The sequence below is a fragment of the Streptomyces acidicola genome, from assembly GCF_009377235.1.
Classification (GTDB): domain Bacteria; phylum Actinomycetota; class Actinomycetes; order Streptomycetales; family Streptomycetaceae; genus Streptomyces; species Streptomyces acidicola.
Genome location: NZ_VMNX01000118.1, coordinates 1 through 18,762 on the forward strand (window position 1 = coordinate 1; position 18,762 = coordinate 18,762).

Below are 18,762 nucleotides of genomic sequence, written 5' to 3' on the forward strand. Positions count from 1 at the left end.
CCGCAGGCGGGCGTGCTCGAACGGCAGGCGGGCAGCCCGCCCCCGCAGCTGGAGGGCCCGCCGCCCCCTGCGCCGAGCGCGCCGCTGCCGTTCGCCGGGCCCGCCGCCCCGGTCGACGAGGGCGCCACTCAGCTCATACCCCCGGTCGCCGCCCGTCCCGGGGACGAGGCGGCGACCCAGTTCCTTCCGCCGGTCGGCCCGGGGGCACTCCCGCCCGAGGTGTCCTCCGACGAGACGCAGTACCTGGGCCACCTCCCCAGACCGGGCGCCGGACCCATGCCCGCGGCGGGCCCGCTGCCGGCCACGGCGGCCCACGGGAACCCCGACGCCGAGGCCACGCAGTACATCGCTCCCGTCCCCGCACAGCCGTACGGGACCGGCGCGGGCCCCGGCGGAGCCGGGCAGCGGCCGGAGCCGGACGTCTTCGACAGCCTCTTCCGCAGCGAGCCGGGCGCTGAGGGGGCGGGGGCCACCCAGCAGATGCCCCGCGTCCCGCCTCCGCAGGGCGGGCAGGGCCCGCAGGCACCGTACGGAGGCGGCGGACGGGCCGCGGCCCGGCGTGACGCCGGCGCGCGGGGCCGTACGGGCTCTCGCGTTCCCCTCATCGCGGCCGTCGGCATCGGTATCGCCGTCCTCGGTGTCGGCGCGGGCGCCCTGCTCAGCGACGGCGGCGGCAACGACAAGCAGGCCGCCGAGAACAAGCCCGTCGCGGCCGCCTCCGACACCGCCGAGTCGCCGTCCCCGTCCGCCGACCCGGCGAAGGAGCAGGCGGTCGCCCTCGACAAGCTCCTCGCCGACAGCGGCGACAGCCGCACCACCGTGATCAACGCGGTGGCGGACATCCGGCGCTGCGACAACCTCGACAAGGCCGCCACCGACCTGCGTGACGCGGCCGAGCAGCGCAACGACCTGGTCACGCGACTGTCCCAGCTCTCCGTGGACAAACTGCCGGACAACGCCGCGCTGACCGCCGCGCTCACGAGCGCCTGGAAGGCCTCCGCCTCCGCGGACGACCACTACGCCGCCTGGGCCGACCAGACCGCCAAGAAGAAGGGCTGCAGGAAGGGCCAGGCCCGCGTCACGGACCAGACGAAGGCCGGCAACCAGGCCAGCTCCACGGCGAGCAGTGAGAAGTCCAAGGCCGCCGACCTGTGGAACTCCATCGCGTCCACCTACGGGCTCACCCAGCGCCAGCCGACGCAGCTGTGAGTCCGGACGGCGGTGAGGTCCGGCCGGCGGTGACGACCGGCCTGGTCCCGGGACCGGGACACCGGCGTCACCGCCTCGGCCCCAGGGGCCTGTGCCGGCCCTGGCCGGCTAGGCGTCCTCCAGCGTCTTCAGCACGCTCACGAAGCCCTGCCGGGCGGCCACCAGCCGGCCCTCCCGGACGACCTGGAACGTGACGTTCGCGTTGACCAGGCGCGGGAAGCCGCCGGGCGCGGCGAGGTCGTCGAAGGGCCAGCTCAGGGGTGGCGTCAGCCCGCCCGTGGTGACCTTCATCCCGCCGTCGAGGGTCCGGCGCACCGTACGTGCGCTCACCTCGCCGTCGCCCAGCTTCTCGACGACCGACTTCAGCACCGTGTACGCGATCCACGTGGTCTGCACGCCAGGGTCCGCCGGATCGATCCGGTTGTCGCCGAAGGCCTGCTCGCGGATCACCTTGTTCATCGTGTTCCAGCGCTTGTCGTTCTCCACCGGGTACCAGCCGGTGACGTACGCCCCCTCGTACGGTCCCGACTTGCCGCCGGACGCGTCGATGAGCGGCTGGTCGATACTGCCGAGCACGCCGGCGGTGCGGACCTCCGGGTAGTCCTCACGGGCGCGCCGCACGGAGTCCATGAAGGTGTCGGTGCGGTCCCCGAGCGAGGGCACCAGGCAGCCCATTCGCGTGGGGTCGGAGCTGGCGCGCTTCAGCGCGTTCCGGGTCTGCTCCGAGTACTGGGTCGCGTCCTCCGCGGCCAGCTGGTCGATCGAGGCCGCGTGCGGCCCGGTGCGCAGGCCGGCGTTGAGGAGCACTGGCATCAAGTCGCCGACGACCGAGTCGGGGCGGACGAGGACGACGGGTCCGCAGGGCTTGGCGAGCTGTTCGCCGAGACCGGCCATGAGCGCGGGCTGGCCACCGTTCACGGGGTACGACAGAGGGCTGGTGAACTCGTCGTCGGTGACGCCGTAGCCGCCTATGTACGGGATACCCGCGGCTTCCAGCGGGGCGAGGAAGGAGCGGCCGTGCTGGCTGTAGGAGCCGACGACCGCGACGACACCCGCGTCGACCGCGCGCCTGGCGCACTTCGCGGCGGCCACGGTGTCGTTCTTCTCGTTGCAGGTGAGGACGTTGAGCTTGCGGCCGTTGATGCCGCCATGGGAGTTGATCCAGCGGGCGTACGCCTTGGCCATGGCCGGCATGCCGGGTTCGTTGGTGGCGGCGGTCTTCTCGGGCGCCCATGTCATGACGGTGACGGGATCGTCCGAAGCCCCCGAGGTGCCGGGGACGACACCGCAGCCGGCGGCGAGCGACGCACACGCCGCCAGCGCGCCCGCGGAGAGCGCGAAGGATTTTCCGCGTGAGCGTGTCCCTCTCGCGGTGCTGCGGACGGGCCGGATGCGGACGGGGAGGAAGGAGCGCGTGCGTGGCCTGCCGGTCATGGTTACGCACGATTCCGTTACACCGTCAACCCAAGGGTGCCCTACGGTCAACGGAAGGTGACGTAGAGGTGAATTGCGAGGGGGGATGACCGCGTTTTCAGGAGGTAAGTACGATCAGTGGCTGTGCATGACTCGGAGAACCCTTCCCGTCGCGGGCGTCGCTCATCCACCATGGGCGGCATGCCACTGAATGACATGCCTTGGTGGCGCTGGCGCAGCAATGTGCGCTCCGCGCTGCACATGCTCTCCGATCCGGTGTTCCAGCGGGACGTCTGGCTGGCCGGTGTCGAGGGGTACGGGGACGTCACCGACGCCGTGTACCGCCTCGTCGAGGACACCTGGCTGGACAACTGGTCCGCCGAGAAGTACGTGGGCACGATCTTCCGCGACGAGCAGGAGGCGGCCCTGGTCGACACCGCCGTGCTGCGCGTGCTGCGGATCATGCACCAGGTGGGCCCCGACGCGCCAGTGAGCGCCTACGTCGACCACCACGGGTGGCCGGAGGCGGTGCGGGCGGCGCGCGAGGCGCATGTGCGGCTCGCGGTGAGTGACGGGGAGGATCCGGAGGTGCCGCCGCGGACGCTTGAGGTGTTGCGGATTCTGACGCGCTCGGCGTAGGCGCTCCGCTTGGGGCGCGGGTTTGAGGGTGCGGGTTCGTTGGGGGGTGGTCTGCGCCTTTTCGCCGTGGGGGCGAGGGTTGTTGTGCGACTGCGGGTTGTGTGTGGTTGCTCGCGCAGTTCCCCGCGCCCCTTGTGGGGCTGCGCCCCTTGTGGGGCTGCGCCCCTTACGGGGCTTGCCCCTGTGTGTGGGACCCTGTCTCGCATGAACGAGCAGTCCAGCCGAGGCGCGGCGTCTCGCCCCGACCAGTACGTCCTCATCCTCTCCTGCCCGGACAAGCAGGGAATCGTGCACGCCGTGTCGAGCTACCTGTTCATGACCGGCTGCAACATCGAGGACAGTCAGCAGTTCGGCGACCACGACACGGGCCTGTTCTTCATGCGGGTCCACTTCTCGGCCGAGGCCCCGGTGACCGTGGAGAAGCTGCGGGCGAGCTTCGCGGCGATCGGTGACTCCTTCCAGATGGACTGGCAGATCCACCGGGCCGAGGAGAGGATGCGGGTCGTCCTCATGGTCAGCAAGTTCGGGCACTGCCTGAACGACCTGCTGTTCCGTGCCCGGATCGGCGCGCTGCCGGTGGAGATCGCGGCGGTGGTGTCCAACCACACGGACTTCGCCGAGCTCGTGGGGTCGTACGACATCCCCTTCCACCACATTCCGGTGACGAAGGACACCAAGGCGGACGCCGAGGCGCGAGTGCTGGAGATCGTCCGCGAGAACGACGTCGAGCTGGTCGTCCTGGCCCGCTACATGCAGGTCCTCTCCGACGACCTGTGCAAGCAGCTCAGCGGCCGGATCATCAACATCCACCACTCCTTCCTGCCGAGCTTCAAGGGTGCGAAGCCGTACCACCAGGCGCATGCCCGCGGGGTGAAGCTGATCGGTGCCACGGCGCACTACGTCACCGCCGACCTCGACGAGGGCCCCATCATCGAGCAGGAGGTCGAACGCGTCGGCCACGACGTCACCCCCGACCAGCTGGTCGCCATCGGCCGCGACGTGGAGTGCCAGGCCCTGGCGCGGGCGGTGAAGTGGCACGCGGAGCGGCGCATCCTGCTGAACGGCAGGCGGACGGTGGTCTTCGCGTAGGTCGGCCGCAGGCGGGCCCAGGAGCGTTCTCCTACATCCGGCTCAAGGACGCCGCCGCGCACAGCACGTCCCTGATGGCCTCCCGGTCGCCCTCCTGCCCTGCGGCCGCCTCCTCCGGGGAGACACGGCCCGCGGCCAGCCGGCAGAACTCGACGCCGTCGAGGGCGACGTGGGCCACCGCGTGATCGGCGGAGCCCACCGCGGCGGGGGAGTCGAGGGGAATGAGCCACTCGCCGCCGCCGAGGCCTTCGATCTCCAGCCGCAGGCTGCGGCCGGGCGAGCCGGCGGGCACGAGATGGCGGGTCTGCCTGGGCGGTGCGGCCAGTCCGGCCCGGCGGCGCTCGGCCAGGGCCGTCGGCAGGACGCGGGCCGCCAGGTCGATCATGCGGTGCAGGTGGCGCGGGGCGGGCGGCTCGTACGGGTAGTCCACCGCCTCCGCGATGTCCTCCGCGTGTATCCAGCACTCGAAGGCGCGGTCCAGCATCGCGTCCCGCAACGGCAGCTCGAAGTCGCCGTACGACACGCTGAGCTTGCCGGAGCCGGAGCCCTCGCTGGTGAAGGAGGCCGTGCGGACGAGGGCGTGGCTCTGTTCGCGCCACGGGCCGCGTACGCCGCGGGAGGGCGGGAAGCGGGAGGCCCGCCGGTACGCCTCGGTGCGGGCCGTCGGCGTCGGGGCGTCCGCCGCCCTGGGCAGCGGGTCGTCGAGGCCCAGCGCCACCGCGACCAGCCCGTCGACGCTCAGCAGATGCGCGATGACCCCGGCGACGGTCGTACGTCGGCTCACCGGCCTGTCGTCCTCGAACCAGCGCAGCCGCGCCGGAGCGTGCCACTCCGCGTCGCCGATGTCCTGCAGCAGCGCGTCGAGCCGGGCCGTTTCCGCGTCGTACGGGGCAGCCCAGTCCGGTACGGGGATCCGGGGTGCCCGGCGGTCGAGGCAGCCCTGAAGGACACGGGTGCGCAGGGCCGGGTCGAGGTCGAGGCTGTCCTCGGCGTGCAGCAGTCCCACGGCCTCGCGCAGCCGCAGCGCCTCGTTCGCGCAGGAGCCGCACGTCCCCAGGTGCTCCTCGACGGCGGCGGTCTCCCGCACCGAGCACGCGGCGAGAGCCCAGGCCCCGAGCAGCGCCTTGAGCACCCCGTGCTCCAGGACGAGTGGCGCGGGCGCCGGTTCGGGCAGCGGCAGGCCGCTGTCCTCGACGGACACCCGCGGCGGCGGTATGCGCGGCGGCACGGTCTCCCCGCCGTCACGGCCACCGCTGCCGCCGTCGCCCGCGCCGCCCTGCTGCCCCTCGTGCCTGCCGAACCCCTCGAACCGCCCCACACCCCCGTTCACCTCGTGCCTCCGTGTTCCGGAGGCACCCCGGAGGGCCCGGTGTGGTGGGCCGTGGAGAGGAGCTGGAGGCCGAGGCGCAGACGGCGGCGCGCCTCGTCCTCGGTGATGCCGAGGTCGGCGGCGGTCTGGCGGTAGTCGCGGCGCTGGAAGTAGGCGCGTTCGAGGGCGGCGCGGAGCGGGGTGGGCATGGACTGGACGATGTAGTCGGCGCGGGCGGCCGCCGAGGCGCGGTGCACCCTGCGCTCCAGGTCCTCCGTGGTGCCCTCGCCGCCCCGCGCCAGCGCCGCGGTCTCGGTGGTGCGCAGGCGCTGTACGGCGAGGCGGTGGGTCAGCGTGGCGAGCCAGGAGCGCATCGGGCCCTCTTGCGGGTCGTAGGCGCCCGGGTGCTCCCAGATGTGAGTGAAGACGTCGCGCGTGATGGCGTCGGCCGCCTTTTCGTCTCCGAGTACGCGATGGGCCAGGCCGTGCACGAGTGACGCGAACCGGTCGTACACCTCGCCGAGCGCCGCCGCCTCACCGTGGGCCAGCCGCTGTTGCATCCTGCGGTCCCAGCGGGGCGGCGCGTCGTTCGTCGCCATGTGGCCCCTCATCCCTGCTCGTGCTGTGCGCCGTTCTCCAAACCCAGCCTGTGTCCTGTGCCACCTCGAATGTAGTCGGCACATCCAGTGGCGCACGCCCCATTGCGGCAATGTGCGCCCCCGCGAAGGCCGGGGGTGGTATGGACCGCGGGCGGTCGACCTTCACTGTTGCGCTGCCCCTACCCCGCGCGAAACCGATCAAGCGTGACCGTATTGGATCGTACAAGACCGATCCGGACTGAAATGGCCAGTCTTGGCCCACGCTTCCGGCCACGCCTCGGTGTTTCATGGAGCGAGGGTGGGGCAGCCGCGCAGATGGAAGCGTAACTGCGGCTTCCGTTTCCGGTGCTCATTCCGGGAGTTCCAGGGATTTCCGGCGACTGAGAGGCGTGGTGGTGACGCTCAAGGTGACCGACGGCGAACACGGCGAGTGGGCCGTGCTCCATGTGTCGGGTGAGATGGACCTGGTGACGTCCCCGGTGCTGCGGCAACGGGTGCACGACGCGGTGGCCGACGGCCGCCGCAGTCTCGTCCTGGACCTCTCCGGTGTCGTGTTCTGCGACTCCAGCGGGGTCGGTGTGCTCATCGCCACCCGCCGCCTCATCCGTTCCTGCCGGGGCGAACTGCGTCTGATACTTCCGCCCGACGGAACCGGCGCAGCTGCCGGCGGACGCGGACAGGGCGCGCACGTCAACCGCGTCCTCGGCGCCCTCGGGGTCCGCCGCCTGTTCGACGTCCACCCGGACGTGGCCTCGGCGGTGGACGGGGCCCCGGACGACGACGAGGAGGCCGGCCCACTGTCGGCGTGAGCGGCACGCACAGGACACGCACAGGGCACGCACAGGAACACGCACAGGAACACGCGCAGGAAGGCGCCAGTACCCGGCCACGCGCATGACACGCCGTTGTCGCGAAATTCCCCCGGTCTTGGCACAACCGTCGCTTTCCCACGCCGACCCGGCCCCTGACGTCGTACCCTCCGTCCAGACGAACCCCCTCGTGACGACGTAAGGCGGTCCCGAACAGACATGGTCAGCACCGAGTACGAGCGCAGGATCGCTGCCCGGTTCGCCACCTTCGACCAGGATGGCAACGGCTACATCGACCGCGCGGACTTCAGCGCGGCGGCCAGGGCGGTCCTCGCCGAGTTCGCCACCACGCCGCGGTCCGACAAGGGCCAGGCCCTGTACGGCGGTGCCGAGGCCCTCTGGCAGGGCATGGCCGGGATAGCGGACCGGGACGGTGACCAGCGCATCACCCGGGAGGAGTTCGTGAACGGCGCGGTCAAGCGCCTGCGCGACAACCCCGACCGGTTCGCCGAGATCGCCCGCCCCTTCCTGCACGCGGCCCTCGCGGTCGCGGACGACGACGGGGACGGTTCGGTCACGGTCGAGGCGGCCACCCGCGTCCTCAGGGCCCTCGGCGTGCCCGAGCACGTCGCCGCCGCGGCCGCCGGTGCCCTCGACGCCGACGCCGACGACAGGGTGGGCGAGACGGAGGTCGTGACGGCCTTCGCGCGCTACTTCACGGTGCCCGAGTAGCTCACGAATAGCGTTCCCGCAGTTTGTACTTGAGCACCTTCCGCAGGGTGTCGTTGCGCGGAAGGGCGTCCACCACCTCCAGCTGCTCGGGCAGCTTGTGCACGGACAGCCCTTCCGAGCGCAGGTACGAGGTCACGTCGTCCAGTGACAGCTCCCCGTCACCCGGCACCCGCTCGGCCACGGCGCAGACCCGCTCCCCGCGTTCGGCGTCCGGCAGCCCGACGACGGCGACATCCCGGACCGCCGGGTGCCGGTGCAGCAGGTCCTCGATCTCCTTGGCCGAGATGTTCTCCCCCTTCCTGATGATGACGTCCTTCAGGCGGCCCGTCAGGACCAGGTGACCGTCGGCGGTGAGACGCCCGAGGTCACCCGTGACGAGGAACCCGTCGGCGTCGAACGCCTGCGCCGTCTGCGCCGGGTCCAGATACCCCTGGCACACGGCTTCCCCCCGCAGCCGCACCTCCCCGTCGACGATCCGAATCTCCATCCCCTCCGGCGGCCGCCCCTCGGTCGTCGCCAGGTTCTCCGCCGAGTCGTCCGGCGACCCCATCGTGATCATCGGCACCTCGGTCATGCCGTACCCGTGGGTGAGCTGGACGCCCATCTCGCGCACGACGGAGTGGTACAGCTCGGGCGGCTTCGGCGCCCCGCCGCCCGCCAGCAGCCGCAGCGTCGGGACGACCGGCGCGCCGGGCTGCTCGCGCTGAGCGGCGAGGAACATCGAGTAGAACGCCGTGGACCCGCCCGCCACCGTCACCCCGTGCCTGCGGTACCCCTCCAGCGCGTCCGGCAGCCCGAAGTGCTCGAACATCACCGCAGGGAAGCCGTACAGCAGCAGCATCACCATGTAGTCGGGGCCGCCTATATGGGCGTACGGGAACGCGATCGAGCCCACGTCGGACGCCGAGAGGTGGAGCGCGTGGGCGAGGCAGGAGCCGCCCGCGATCAGTGAACGGTCCGTGTGGAGCACGCCCTTGGGGTCGGAGGTGGTGCCCGAGGTCCAGTAGATCCAGCGGACCGAGGTGCCCTCGGAGGGCGGCGCGGGCAGTACGGCCGGATCGCCGTCCGGGAGACGGTCGTACGCCTCGAAGACGCCCTTCGCGTCCAGCCTCTGCGCCATCTCCGTGTGGTCGAAGCCGCGCCACTCGCCCGGCACGGCGAAGTACTCCGCCTTCGACTCCCGCAGCGCGAAGCCGACCTCACGGTCCCGGTAGAAGGGGATGACCGGTGACTGCACGGCGCCCAGGCGGGCCAGCGCGAACGACAGCACAGCGCTCTCGACACGGGTGGGCAGCTGCCAGGCGACCACCGTGCCGGGGCGCACCCCCATGCCGTACAGCCCCGCCGCCACCCGCTCGGCCCGCCCGCGCAGCTCGCCGAAGGTCAGGACGCGCTCGTCCTGGAGGAGGACCGGCCGGCCGGGGGTGAGGTCGGCGCGCCGGGAGAGCAGCTCCCAGAGGGTGCGGGACGCGCTGAGCGCGTGGGCGGTGTCGTTCACGGCGACCCCCTTTTTTTAAGGCTCGGTTCGCCTCCGGGGCGCTACAGCCGGTGTCGCCCCTTTGGCTCACTCGCCGATAGCTGAGCTGACGGTTAGTCAGATCTTGGCCAGAGCGTAAAGCGCCGCGCCTTGTCGGTCCAGAGGTGCGGGGCTAGCCTTCCCGGAAGGCTCTTGGCTGACGGTGCATCAGATAAGCGTGTGTCGGGCGGAGGGGGCTCGGAATGGACCTCACGTACACCCCGGAGGAGGAGGAGTTCCGGGCGCGGCTGCGGGAGTGGCTGGCCGCGGTGCTGCCCACGCTGCCGCCGAAGCCGCCGCCCGAGGACTGGCCGGCACGCCGCGCCTACGACCTCGGCTGGCAGCGGATGCTGTACGACGCCGGGTACGCGGGACTGCACTGGCCGGTGGACGCCGGCGGCCGGGGGGCCACGCCCACCCAGCACCTGATCTTCCTGGAGGAGACCGAGCAGGCGGGCGCCCCCTACGTGGGCGCGGGCTTCGTCGGACTGCTGCACGCGGGACCCACCATCGCCGCCGAGGGCACGGCCGAGCAGCGGGCGCGCTGGCTCCCGCCCATCCTGCGCGGCGAGCAGGTCTGGTGCCAGGGCTTCAGCGAACCGGACGCCGGCTCCGACCTCGCGGCGCTGCGCACGCGCGCACGGAGGGACGGCGACGACTATGTGGTGAGCGGGTCCAAGATCTGGACGTCTCACGCCGAAGTCGCCGACTGGTGCGAGCTCTTGGTGCGCACGGACCCCTCGGCGCCCAAGCACAGGGGGATCACCTGGCTCGCGATGCCCATGGACGCCCCGGGGATCACCGTACGGCCGCTGAAGACCCTCGCGGGGTCGGCGGAGTTCGCGGAGGTCTTCCTCGACGAGGTGCGCGTGCCGGTCGGCCACCGGGTCGGGGCGGAGAACGACGGCTGGCGCGTGACCATGGTGACGCTGTCGTTCGAGCGGGGCACGGCGTTCGTGGGCGAAGTGATCGCGTGCCGTCGTGTGTTGGGCGAGTTGGCCCGCGAGGCACGGAAGAACGGCCGCTGGGACGACCCCGCGCTCCGGCGCAGGCTGGGCCGGCTGAACGCCGAGTTCCGCGCGCTGTGGCGGCTGACGCAGTGGAACGTCAGCGAGGCCGAGCGCAGCGGTGGGGTCCCGGGCGCGGGCGGCTCGGTCTTCAAGCTCCGCTACTCGCACGCACGGCAGGAACTGTACGACGCGGCCGCCGACGTCCTGGGCGCTCAGGCGCTCGACCTCGACCGGCCGTGGGTGCCGGACCGGTTGTCGTCGCTGTCGTACACGATCGCGGCCGGGACCTCGCAGATCCAGCGCAACATCGTGGCCGAGCGCATCCTGGGCCTGCCGAAGGGGCGGTGACGCGACCCGTGCACTTCCAACTCACCGATGATCAACGAGCGCTGCGGGACGGCGTGCGCGAGCTGCTCGAAGGCCGGTTCGGGCGTCAGGCGCTGCGGACCGCCCTGGACACGCCGGGACTCGACCGCACCCTGTGGCGTGAGCTGGGCGAGGCGGGGTTCTTCGCGCTGCGGCTGCCCGAGGCGGAGGGCGGGGTCGGCGTCGGGCTCCCCGAAGCGGTCCTGGCCTTCGAGCAGGCCGGCCGGGTGCTGCTGCCCGGGCCCCTGGTGGCCACGCATCTCGCGGCGGACGCCCGGGTGCCGGGAGCCGCGACCGGGGAGGCCGTGGTGACCGCCGTGCAGGGCGGCCTGGTGGAGTGGCTGGACGAGGCGGACGTCGTACGGGGGGACGCGTCCGGCGCCGTACCGCTGCGGTCGGTGGATCCGCTGACCCCGCTGCACCGCGTACCGGACGGAGGCGGAACGGCTCCCCCGGACGTCCCCCTCGCCGTCCTCCTGACCGCCGCCGAGCAACTCGGGTCGGCCTCCCGCACCTGCGAACTGGCCGTGCAACACGCCCGGACCCGAGAGCAGTTCGGACGGCCCGTCGGAGCCTTCCAGGCGGTCAAGCATCTGTGCGCCGGGATGCTGGAGCGAGTCGGGACGGCACGGGCCGCCGTGTACGCGGCGGCCGTCACCGCCGACCCGCTGGACATCGCCGCGGCCCGGCTGCTCGCCGACGAAGCGGCTCTGCACGGCGCCCGCGACTGCCTCCAGGTGCACGGCGGCATGGGCTTCACCTGGGAGTCCGACGTGCACCTGCACCTCAAGCGGGCCTGGGTGCGTGCCCGCCGTAGCGGCGATGTGACGGAGAGTGAGGAGATCCTCGCGGGGGACCTGTTGGCCGATCTGCCGGGTGCGACCGTCTGACCAGGGGGGTGCCGGGGCTCGTGTGGCGGACGGCGCGGATCGTGGCACAGCGGAATTACTGAGCGTTGATATCGGCTTGTGTCCTACGCGTGACTTGTCACGCCCTGGAGTTGAAGGTCCGCTCCGGTACCTTGTGTCGGGTGCGAGTGGTTCCGAGGACGAGCCATCCCGGTGCTGCCCCCGAGGCGGCGCCGGATCGGGCGATGCGCGCCACTCGCACTGGTGGGCGGGGGTGTGGGCCCGCCTGTTCGACTCCCCGCAGCGAGCGTCGCACAGTATGCCGCACGCGTACTCCTTCGCGCTGGAATATGCCCGAAGCGCTTGTTGGGGTGACTGTACGTCAACCATGCTGGCACGTAACGGGATCACGCTCGGTGATCCCCGTCCGGGCCATGCAGTCGATGGCCGTGCAGAAGATGACCACGATCGTGGCCTTGGCGAGGCGCGGGGCGATGTGCCCGCCGGTTCGGATGGTGTGAGCGGTGCAGGTGCTTCAAGTGCAGCTGGAGATCCGGCCCGACCCCACGGAGGTGGGACGCGCCCGGAAATGGGCCCGTTCACGGCTCGCCGGGTCCGGGATAGAGGCCGATGAGCCACTGGCCGAGACGTTGGTCCTGCTCGTGTCCGAGCTGGTCACCAACGCCGTGGTGCACACCGGCTGTCCGGCGGTGCTGCGGCTGCTGCTGTCCGGGGTCCGGGACGGCTCGGCGGGCACCGTCCGTCTGGAGGTGGCCGACGCCTGCGACCGGCCGCCCCTGCCCCGGCATGCGGAGGGCGAGGACACCAACGGCCGCGGCCTGGCCCTCGTCGAAGGGCTCGCCGACCGCTGGGGCTGGAACTCCGAGGGTGTCGGCAAACGCATCTGGTGCGAACTGGACCGCTGCGAGCCCGGCCCCCGCCGTGGCGCGGCCAGTACCCCCGTCTCGACCTCCATGGCGTACGAGGGATTCGCGTACGAGGCCGTATAGGGCCGGGCGGCCCCGCGGTTGCGGGCGTTCGCCGACCGGGTTGGCCGGTCGGATTGGTTGGCCGGGTTGGTCGGGGCGGCCGGGGCGGCCGGGGCGTTCACGACGCGCGCGCCTGCGCGCGGTCGCACGGTCCCGGACATGTCCGGTGGCGGTCGACGGTCGATGCGCCGGGTGTGCTCCTTTACGCGCCGCTATGAAAAGTCCATAACGGGCAAATCCCCGAACGGGTGTTGACGTGCCGTGTCCGTTTGATCACGCTTGTGTTCAACGATTCACCGTGAGGGGACGGCGAGGGCTCCGGTGGCGAGGCCCTCGACGAGTGTGGGTCGTGATCCGGTGTCGGCTCCCACAGGGCCGGACGGCCCGTCGGTACGGGAGGCGTCCGGGGAGCGAGAGCTGGTACGCCGGAACCGGATGGCGGCGCGCGATGCCGCGCTCGGGGCGAGGTGGGGGCGCTGTCGCCCGAGCGCGGCCGGGAGGTGGGGGAGCGCGCCGCCAGCCGGAGAGCGGGGCAGGGGTCGCCGGGGCGGGCCCGGCGAAACCTCAGAGCACGGCCACGGGGGCCACCGGAGTTCCCGTGGCGCCGACGAACGGCTCGGGCGTCGCGGACAGCAGAAAGGCATAGCGCCCCTCTTCTCCACAGGCTGTGGACAACTCTTCGAGATTCCAGTTCTGGCCCTGGAGCATCCCCATTTCGACCAGATTGAGGGCGTGTACGGGCAGCCACAGGTTCTCGATCTCCGGCGGGAAGATCTCGAAGGTGAGCGTGTCGTTGGCGACGGCGGCGACGTCCCGGGTATGGAACCACTCGGGCGTGTGCACCGACAGGCCGGGCGAGGGGTACGCGTACGCGTGCCGGTCGCCGCCGAGGTAGGCGCGTATCTGCCCGGTCCGTACGAGGACGACATCACCGCTCCTCACCCGCGTACCCGCCAACTCCTCGGCCGCCTCCAGGTCGTCGGGCGTGACCGCGTGGTCGCCGGCGAGCCGGTCCTGGCCGAGGGCGCGCGGGATGTCGAGGAGGACACCGCGCGAGACGATGTGCCGCGCCTTGTCGATGCCGCTGAACTCCGCGCCGCCGTGCGGGGTGATGGTGCTCGCCGGGCGGCCGTTGTAGATCCGCCCCGAGTGGGAGACGTGGGTGAGGGCGTCCCAGTGGGTGGCGGACTGCAGGCCCATGGTCACGGCGTCGTCGCTCCAGGCCACGGTGCCGGGGCCGAAGGTCTCCAGGTTGATCTGCACCATCGTGTGCAGCGGATTGACGCGTCCGGGGACCATGCCGGTCTGGACGCCGTCCTGCTGGAGCGGGAGGCCGAGCGGAACGCGCCGCCCGGTCCGCACGCTGGCCGCGGCGCCCTGTACGACCTCGTCGGTGATCAGGTTGAGCGTCCCGATCTCGTCGTCGGCCCCCCAGCGGCCCCAGTTGTTCACGCGCCCCGCGATCTCATGGAACTCCTCCGGCAACGACATGATCCCTCCTCGTCTCGCGGTCTGCCGGTCTTCCCCATCCGTCCCGGGGTCTTGTCCGGGTCTGGTCCGGGGTCTTGTCTCCAGGTATCTGACGGGTCGTAGAATCGGCCCGAGCGCAGAATCTAACGGTCCGTCAGAAACTGCGGGAAGGGGTCGGGCGTGGGGAACTTCTTGGCAGACAAGGTCGTCGCCGTGACGGGTGCCGGGCGCGGCATCGGCCGGGCGGTGGCTCTCGCGGCGGCGGCCGAGGGCGCGCGGGTCGTCGTCAACGACTACGGGGTCTCCATCGAGGGTTCCGAGCCGACGAGTTCGGTCGCCGAGGCCGTGGTCAAGGAGATCGTGGCGGCCGGCGGCGAGGCGGTCGCGGTCGCCGACGACGTGTCGGCCATGGCGGGCGGGCAGCGGGTCGTGGACACGGCCGTCGAGGCGTACGGCCGGATCGACGGCGTGGTGTGCGTGGCGGGGATCCTTCGCGAACGGATGCTCTTCAACATGTCCGAGGAGGAGTGGGACCCGGTCGTCGCCACCCATCTGAAGGGCACCTTCACGGTCTTCCGCGCGGCGTCGGCGCTGATGCGCAAGCAGAAGTCAGGCACCCTCATCGGCTTCACCAGCGGCAACCACCAGGGCTCGGTGTCGCAGGCCAACTACAGCGCGGCCAAGGGCGGCATCATCTCCCTGGTCCGCAGCGCGGCGCTGGGGCTGCACAAGTACGGGGTGACGGCCAACGCGGTGGCGCCGGTGGCCCGTACCCGGATGTCCGCCAACGTCCCCATGGAGCTCACGGAGATCGGCGAGCCCGAGGACGTCGCGGCGCTGGTCGTCTACCTGCTGAGCGACCGGGCCCGCGAGGAACGCATCACCGGGCAGGTGTACACCGTCGCCGGACCCAGGATCGCGGTCTGGGCCCAGCCGCGCGAGCTGCGCTCGGCCTTCGCGGAGGGCTCCTGGACGCCGGAGCGGATCGCGGAGGTTCTGCCCGGGAGTGTGGGGGTGGATCCGATGCCGATGCTGGAGCGGGTGGAGGCGATGGGGCGGGCGGCTGCCGCCGGGGAACGGCCGAACGCGTAGGCGCTCCGCTGGGGGCGGGAGTTGGGTCGTGGGTGGTTGATCGCCGTGTGGAAACTGCGGCCGTGCGTGGCTGGTCGCGCCCGCGCGGCGGAGCCGCATATTCAATACAGCCCCGCGCCCCTTTACAGGGACGTGCAACTCGGGTGAGGAGGTAGCCCGTGGACTTCGGGTTCGGCACGGAGGACGAGGCGTTCCGCAGTGAGGTGCGGGACTGGCTGGGGGCGCACCCCGTCGAGGGTGTGAGCCGGCGTGCGTGGGAGCGGGAGCTCGGCCGCGGCGGGTGGATCGGCATCGGGTGGCCGGAGGGCGGGTACGGGAACCGGACCGCGAGTCTCGTCCAGCAGGTCGTCTGGGCCGAGGAGTACGCCCGCGCGAAGGCACCCGCCCGGTCCGGGCACATCGGCGAGAAGCTGCTCGCCCCCACCCTGATCGAACACGGCACCGAGGAGCAGAAGCAGCGGTTCCTGCCGCCCGTCGCACGTGGCGAGGAACTGTGGTGCCAGGGCTACAGCGAACCCGCGGCGGGCTCGGACCTGGCGGGCATACGCACCGCGGCGGTCCGCGACGGCACCACGACGACGTACCGCGTGACCGGCCAGAAGATCTGGACCTCCCTCGCGCATGAGGCGGACTGGTGTTTCGTCCTCGCGCGCACCGAACCCGCCTCGCGCCGTCACCACGGCCTGTCCTTCCTCCTCGTCCCGATGGATCAGCCGGGCCGTGTCGACGTGCGGCCCATCCGGCAGATGACCGGGACGAGCGAGTTCAACGAGGTCTTCTTCGACGGGGCCGTGGCCGAGCACGTGGTCGGCGGGGAGGGCAACGGCTGGCGTGTGGCCATGAGCCTGCTCGGCTTCGAGCGAGGGGTGTCCACGCTCGCCCAGCAGATCGGTTTCGCCGAGGAGTTGGGGCAGGTCATCCGTACGGCCGTCGAGACGGGCGCGGCCGACGACCCCGTCGTACGCGAACGCCTCGTACGCCAGTGGGCGGAGCTGCGCACCATGCGCTGGAACGCCCTGCGGACGCTCGGGGGTTCGGGCGGCGAGACGGGCGCGCCGAGCGTGGCCAAGCTGCTGTGGGGCGGCTGGCACCAGCGGCTCGGGGAACTGGCGATGCTGGTACGGGGCGCGGGGGCGGCGGTGGGCCCGCGGGACTGGTCGCCCGAGCAGCCGTACGAACTCGACCCTCTGCAGTACCTGTTCCTGTTCTCCCGGGCCGACACCATCTACGGCGGCTCCGACGAGGTCCAGCGCACGATCATCGCCGAGCGTGTGCTCGGCCTGCCGAAGGAGCCCAGGGGCTGAAGGGGGTTGTGATGCGAGGCGTGGTCTTCGACGGGGAACGGGTGCGGGTCGTCGACGATCTGGAGGTACGGGACCCGGGGCCCGGCGAGGTGGGTGTCGCGATCTCGGCGGCCGGGCTGTGCCACAGCGATCTGTCGGTGGTGGACGGGACCATACCCTTCCCCGTTCCCGTGGTGCTGGGCCATGAGGGCGCGGGGGTCGTGGAGGCGGTGGGCGAGGGCGTCACGCACGTCCGGCCGGGGGACCACGTGGCGCTGTCCACGCTCGCGAACTGCGGTGCCTGCGCGGACTGCGACCGGGGCCGGCCGACGATGTGCCGGAGTGCGATCGGCAAGCCCGGCCGGCCCTTCGCGCGGGACGGGCGGCCGCTGTACCAGTTCGCGTCCAACTCGGCCTTCGCGGAACGCACCGTCGTCAAGGCCGTGCAGGCCGTCCGCATCCCGAAGGACATCCCGCTGCCGTCGGCCGCGCTGATCGGGTGCGCGGTGGTGACGGGCGTGGGGGCGGCACTGAACCGCGCGCGCGTGGACCGCGGCGACAGCGTCCTGGTGATCGGTACGGGCGGCATCGGCCTCAACGTCCTCCAGGGTGCCCGGATCGCGGGCGCGCTGCGGATCGTGGCGGTGGACGCGAATCCGGACAAGGAGGCGGTGGCCCGGCGGTTCGGCGCGACCGACTTCCTGACCTCGACGGAAGGGGTGCGGGACGTTCTCCCCACGGGTGCGGACCACGCCTTCGAGTGCGTCGGCCGTGCCGAACTCATCCGCCAGGCCGTCGACCTCCTGGACCGCCACGGTCAGGCCGTCCTGCTCGGGGTGCCGCCCGCGACGGCCGAGGCGTCCTTCCGGGTCTCGTCCATGTACCTGGACAAGTCCATCCTCGGCTGCCGCTACGGCTCCTCACGTCCCCAGCGCGACATCGCCCTGTACGCCGACCTGTACCGCGAGGGACGCCTGCTGCTGGACGAACTGGTGACGGCGACATACCCGGTGGAGGACTTCGAGAAAGCGGCCCAGGACGCGAGGGAGGGGAGGGTGGCGCGGGGGGTGCTGACGTTTTGAGGGCGCTGCCCGACCCGTCCGGCGTTTGAGGGCGATGCCCGACCCGTCCGGCGTTTGAGGGTGCTGCCACCGGCCCGTCCGGCGCTTGAGGGCGCTGCCACCAGCCGTCCGGCGTTTGAGGACGAGGCCGGCGGTGGCCGGGGGTGCGGACCACCACCCGCAGGCCCGGCCCGAAAACACCTGGGTCACTGTCAGTCCCGTCCCTTACCTTCGAGACATGACCTACCGAGACATCGCCTCCAAGCAGGTCCTGACCTGGGCCATCGTGTCCGTCGGCGCCCGCATGCCCGTCGCGATGGCCCCCCTCGCCCTGGTCTTCCTGGTCCGCGAACGCCCGGGTGGCTACCCCCTGGGCGCGGCGCTCGCGGCGGCGTACGTCATCGGTGAGATCATCGGCGCCCCCCTCCTGGGCATGCGCACCCGCCCCGAGCGAGCCCGCCCCCAACTCGCCGCGGGCCTCACGGCGGGCGCGGCCGGCTTCGCGGGCCTCGGCCTGATACCGACCGCCCACCCGGTGGTCCTCGCCGCGTTCGCCTTCCTCGCGGGCGCCGCCCCCGCCGCGGCCACCGGAGGCCTCCGCGCCCTGCTGACCAGCATCGTCCCGAAGCGGGCCGTCGCCCAGGCCATGTCGACGGAGTCGATGCTGGTGTCCGGCATATGGGCGGTGTCCCCGGCCGCGGTCACGGGTCTCGCGCTCGGCGTCGCCCCCTGGGTCCCGTTGCTGCTCGCCGCCGCCCTCATGGGCTCGTCCGTGGCGGGTCTGTGGCTGCTGCCCGCGGGCTGGGAGGCGGACGGGGCGGACAAGGCGGACGGCGACGGCACGTCGATGCTCCGTCTCCTGGCGCGTGCCTGGCCGGTCTACATCACGGGCGCGGCCTCCCTCAGCATCCTGGGCCTGGCCGAACTCATGCTGCCCGCTCTCCTGGAACAGCGCGGCACGGGCGTCGGCTGGTCCGGTCCCCTGCTCACCGGCTTGGCCCTGGGCTCGGGGGCGGGCGCGCTCCTATATGGCCTGCGCTCCTGGCCGGGCAAGTTGCGTACCCGGAGCACGGTGTTGATGTGCGGTGTCTCGGCGTGCGTCACGCTCGTCGCCGTCATACCCCAGACGGCGTGGATGGCCGCCGCGCTCGTCCTCGCCGGAGTCCTCCAGGCCGGTGCGTTCGTCACCCGCAACCTCTCCCTGGGCGAGGCGCTCCCGTCGAGAGCCCTGGCCGCCGGGTACTCGGTGATGTACGCGGCCGCCGGTGCGGGCTACGCGGCGACGGGCTCCCTCGCGGGCGTCCTGCTGAACTTCGTCGCACCGTCGA

Annotated in this window: 16 protein-coding genes; 11 read left to right on the plus strand and 5 right to left on the minus strand. The window is 72.1% G+C overall.

Features of this window, described 5'->3' with window-relative positions; translation table 11 throughout:
- Positions 1–1,209: hypothetical protein (locus FPZ41_RS47300; RefSeq protein WP_194236229.1), on the plus strand; the 1,209-nt coding region annotated here is incomplete at its 5' end.
- 108 nt (positions 1,210–1,317) lie between these two features.
- Here the strand turns inward: FPZ41_RS47300 and FPZ41_RS26940 are convergent.
- A complete protein-coding gene (locus FPZ41_RS26940) occupies positions 1,318–2,643 on the minus strand; it encodes an ABC transporter substrate-binding protein (protein WP_152866261.1) in 1,326 nt (441 codons plus the stop codon).
- A gap of 117 nt (positions 2,644–2,760) precedes the next feature.
- Between FPZ41_RS26940 and FPZ41_RS26945 the strand changes: the two genes are divergently transcribed.
- The gene (locus FPZ41_RS26945) at positions 2,761–3,261 is read left to right on the plus strand and encodes an SCO4402 family protein (protein WP_131563331.1); all 501 of its coding nucleotides are present in this window, start codon (positions 2,761–2,763) and stop codon (positions 3,259–3,261) included.
- Positions 3,262–3,465: 204 nt separating this feature from the next.
- Entirely contained in the window at positions 3,466–4,350 is an 885-nt protein-coding gene (gene purU, locus FPZ41_RS26950) for a formyltetrahydrofolate deformylase (RefSeq protein WP_152866263.1), read from the plus strand.
- A gap of 31 nt (positions 4,351–4,381) precedes the next feature.
- On the opposite strand, the gene FPZ41_RS26955 is transcribed toward purU, so the two are convergent.
- Positions 4,382–5,680: a zf-HC2 domain-containing protein gene (locus FPZ41_RS26955; RefSeq protein WP_407698822.1), complete on the minus strand. Its 1,299-nt coding sequence runs from the start codon at positions 5,678–5,680 to the stop codon at positions 4,382–4,384.
- Positions 5,677–6,258, minus strand: coding sequence for a sigma-70 family RNA polymerase sigma factor (locus FPZ41_RS26960; protein WP_152866264.1), 582 nt, complete (start codon positions 6,256–6,258; stop codon positions 5,677–5,679). Before FPZ41_RS26960 ends, FPZ41_RS26955 begins: the two co-directional genes overlap by 4 nt.
- Positions 6,259–6,647: 389 nt before the next feature.
- Here FPZ41_RS26960 and FPZ41_RS26965 point away from each other — a divergent pair, with 389 nt between their 5' ends.
- Both FPZ41_RS26965 and FPZ41_RS26970 read left to right on the plus strand, forming a co-directional pair.
- Positions 6,648–7,067 carry an STAS domain-containing protein gene (locus FPZ41_RS26965; RefSeq protein ID WP_322620779.1) on the plus strand — a complete coding sequence of 140 codons (420 nt, stop codon included), beginning with the start codon at positions 6,648–6,650 and terminating at the stop codon, positions 7,065–7,067.
- A gap of 219 nt (positions 7,068–7,286) precedes the next feature.
- Positions 7,287–7,799, plus strand: coding sequence for an EF-hand domain-containing protein (locus FPZ41_RS26970; RefSeq protein ID WP_131563336.1), 513 nt, complete (start codon positions 7,287–7,289; stop codon positions 7,797–7,799).
- Position 7,800: 1 nt separating this feature from the next.
- On the opposite strand, the gene FPZ41_RS26975 is transcribed toward FPZ41_RS26970, so the two are convergent.
- Positions 7,801–9,297 carry a class I adenylate-forming enzyme family protein gene (locus FPZ41_RS26975; protein WP_322620780.1) on the minus strand — a complete coding sequence of 499 codons (1,497 nt, stop codon included), beginning with the start codon at positions 9,295–9,297 and terminating at the stop codon, positions 7,801–7,803.
- Between the two features lie 221 nt (positions 9,298–9,518).
- Here FPZ41_RS26975 and FPZ41_RS26980 point away from each other — a divergent pair, with 221 nt between their 5' ends.
- The 3 genes from FPZ41_RS26980 to FPZ41_RS26995 all read left to right on the plus strand — a co-directional run bounded on the left by FPZ41_RS26980 (position 9,519) and on the right by FPZ41_RS26995 (position 12,549).
- Entirely contained in the window at positions 9,519–10,673 is a 1,155-nt protein-coding gene (locus FPZ41_RS26980; protein WP_152866266.1) for an acyl-CoA dehydrogenase, read from the plus strand.
- 8 nt (positions 10,674–10,681) lie between these two features.
- Positions 10,682–11,581: an acyl-CoA dehydrogenase family protein gene (locus FPZ41_RS26985; protein WP_322620785.1), complete on the plus strand. Its 900-nt coding sequence runs from the start codon at positions 10,682–10,684 to the stop codon at positions 11,579–11,581.
- 482 nt (positions 11,582–12,063) lie between these two features.
- Positions 12,064–12,549, plus strand: a complete 486-nt coding sequence (locus FPZ41_RS26995) for an ATP-binding protein (protein WP_322620781.1) — start codon at positions 12,064–12,066, stop codon at positions 12,547–12,549.
- Positions 12,550–13,092: 543 nt separating this feature from the next.
- Here the strand turns inward: FPZ41_RS26995 and FPZ41_RS27000 are convergent.
- On the minus strand, positions 13,093–14,019 hold the full coding sequence (locus FPZ41_RS27000; protein ID WP_152866268.1) for a cyclase family protein: 927 nt from the start codon (positions 14,017–14,019) through the stop codon (positions 13,093–13,095).
- A gap of 159 nt (positions 14,020–14,178) precedes the next feature.
- Between FPZ41_RS27000 and FPZ41_RS27005 the strand changes: the two genes are divergently transcribed.
- The 3 genes from FPZ41_RS27005 (at position 14,179) to FPZ41_RS27015 (ending at position 17,455) form a co-directional block, all read left to right on the plus strand.
- Positions 14,179–15,090 (plus strand): SDR family NAD(P)-dependent oxidoreductase, encoded by a 912-nt coding sequence (locus tag FPZ41_RS27005; protein WP_322620782.1) that lies wholly within the window; start codon positions 14,179–14,181, stop codon positions 15,088–15,090.
- Between the two features lie 158 nt (positions 15,091–15,248).
- Positions 15,249–16,394, plus strand: a complete 1,146-nt coding sequence (locus FPZ41_RS27010; RefSeq protein ID WP_322620783.1) for an acyl-CoA dehydrogenase family protein — start codon at positions 15,249–15,251, stop codon at positions 16,392–16,394.
- Between the two features lie 11 nt (positions 16,395–16,405).
- A complete protein-coding gene (locus FPZ41_RS27015) occupies positions 16,406–17,455 on the plus strand; it encodes a Zn-dependent alcohol dehydrogenase (protein ID WP_152866269.1) in 1,050 nt (349 codons plus the stop codon).
- The last annotated feature ends 1,307 nt before the right edge of the window (positions 17,456–18,762 follow it).

What these genes read in the sequence shown, in the direction of transcription:
- purU (WP_152866263.1), top strand. Translation starts at nt 3,466, where the DNA reads ATGAACGAGCAGTCCAGCCGAGGCGCGGCGTCTCGCCCCGACCAGTAC.
- FPZ41_RS26980 (WP_152866266.1), top strand. Translation starts at nt 9,519, where the DNA reads ATGGACCTCACGTACACCCCGGAGGAGGAGGAGTTCCGGGCGCGGCTG.
- FPZ41_RS26960 (WP_152866264.1), bottom strand. Translation starts at nt 6,258, where the DNA reads ATGGCGACGAACGACGCGCCGCCCCGCTGGGACCGCAGGATGCAACAG.
- FPZ41_RS27015 (WP_152866269.1), top strand. Translation starts at nt 16,406, where the DNA reads ATGCGAGGCGTGGTCTTCGACGGGGAACGGGTGCGGGTCGTCGACGAT.
- FPZ41_RS27000 (WP_152866268.1), bottom strand. Translation starts at nt 14,019, where the DNA reads ATGTCGTTGCCGGAGGAGTTCCATGAGATCGCGGGGCGCGTGAACAAC.
- FPZ41_RS26940 (WP_152866261.1), bottom strand. Translation starts at nt 2,643, where the DNA reads ATGACCGGCAGGCCACGCACGCGCTCCTTCCTCCCCGTCCGCATCCGG.
- FPZ41_RS26970 (WP_131563336.1), top strand. Translation starts at nt 7,287, where the DNA reads ATGGTCAGCACCGAGTACGAGCGCAGGATCGCTGCCCGGTTCGCCACC.